The 1,259-nt window shown below is 73.2% G+C and carries 2 protein-coding genes; both read left to right on the forward strand.

Translation table 11 applies throughout. The features are described 5' to 3' along the window. Positions 1–184, forward strand: a 184-nt coding sequence (locus tag AB0J09_RS65080) for a hypothetical protein (RefSeq protein ID WP_360714533.1), incomplete at its 5' end; no start/stop codon positions are given. Next, positions 181–1,259, forward strand: a 1,079-nt coding sequence (locus AB0J09_RS65085) for an NADH-quinone oxidoreductase subunit C (protein ID WP_360714535.1), incomplete at its 3' end; no start/stop codon positions are given. The genes AB0J09_RS65080 and AB0J09_RS65085, both read left to right, overlap by 4 nt.

Genomic DNA, 1,259 nt, shown 5'->3' on the forward strand with positions numbered 1-1,259 from the left:
CATCGGGCGCCACAGCCGGCGGATGCTCCTGGGCGGCTCGCCGGGCGAGGCCATCACACTGCCGGGCACCGTGGCGGCCCCACTGGTCGCGGGCCTGGCCGCCTGCGCCGTCCTGGGCATCACTCTCGGACCGCTGCACTCCTTGCTACAGGCCGCCGCCACCATCGCCGGAGCAACGCCATGAGCACGCGCACCATCGCCGACATCAGCCCCGCCGAGTTGCCCGAGCACGCCGCCCGGCTGCTGGCCGACGGCCACCGGCTGGCGCTGGTCTCCGCGCGCCAGGAGGCCGACGGGTTCGGCCTGGCGTACCTGTTCGTCGCCGGCGGCCCGGATCGCCGTACCGAGCTGCGGCTCCGCCTCCCCCTGGAACAGCCGGCCGTGCCCAGCCTGGCGCATCTGTCCTTCCCCGCAGGCCGGTTCGAGCGGGAGATCCGCGACCTGTACGGGATCGCCCCGCTCGATCACCCGCTCCCTCGGCGGCTGGTGCGCCACCACCACTGGCCGCGCGGCTGGTACCCGATGCGTGACGACGCGGGGCCGCCGCCCTCCTTCGGCGACCCCGAGGGGCCTTACCCGTTCGTCACCGTGGAAGGCCAGGGCGTCTACGAGATCCCCGTCGGACCCGTCCACGCCGGCCTCATCGAACCAGGGCATTTCCGCTTCTCCGTGGTCGGCGAGACCATCATCAAGCTCAAGGCCCGGTTGTGGTTCGTGCACAAGGGCATCGAAAAGCTCTTCGAGGGCCGCCAGCCCGCCGACGGGCTGGACCTGGCCGAGCGCGTCAGCGGCGACACCTCTGTCGGCCACGCGCTCGCCTACTGCCTGGCTGTGGAAGAGGCCACCCAGACCCCGGTCAGCGCGCAGGCGCAGCGGGCCCGAGCCGTGCTGCTGGAGCTGGAACGCCTCTACAACCACGTCACCGACCTGGGCGCGCTCTGCAACGATGTGGCCTTCCCCATCCTGCACGCGCACACCGGGCGTATCCGCGAACAGCTCCTGCGGATAAACGCTGAGGTCACCGGACACCGGCTGCTGCGCGGCGGCGTCCGCCTCGGCGGCGCCCATCTGAAGGCCCTCCCCGCCCCCGATCGGCTGCACGCCATTGGCACCGACGTGGCCGAGCTCGCCGGGCTCGCCCTCGGCCACAGCGTGGTCGCTGACCGCTTCACCGGCACCGCCGTCCTGTCCGCCGACGCCGCCCGCGACCTCGGCACCCTCGGCTACGTGGCCCGGGCCAGCGGCCTGGACCTCGACGC

This window comes from Nonomuraea sp. NPDC049784, from assembly GCF_040659615.1.
In the GTDB taxonomy this organism is placed as follows: domain Bacteria; phylum Actinomycetota; class Actinomycetes; order Streptosporangiales; family Streptosporangiaceae; genus Nonomuraea.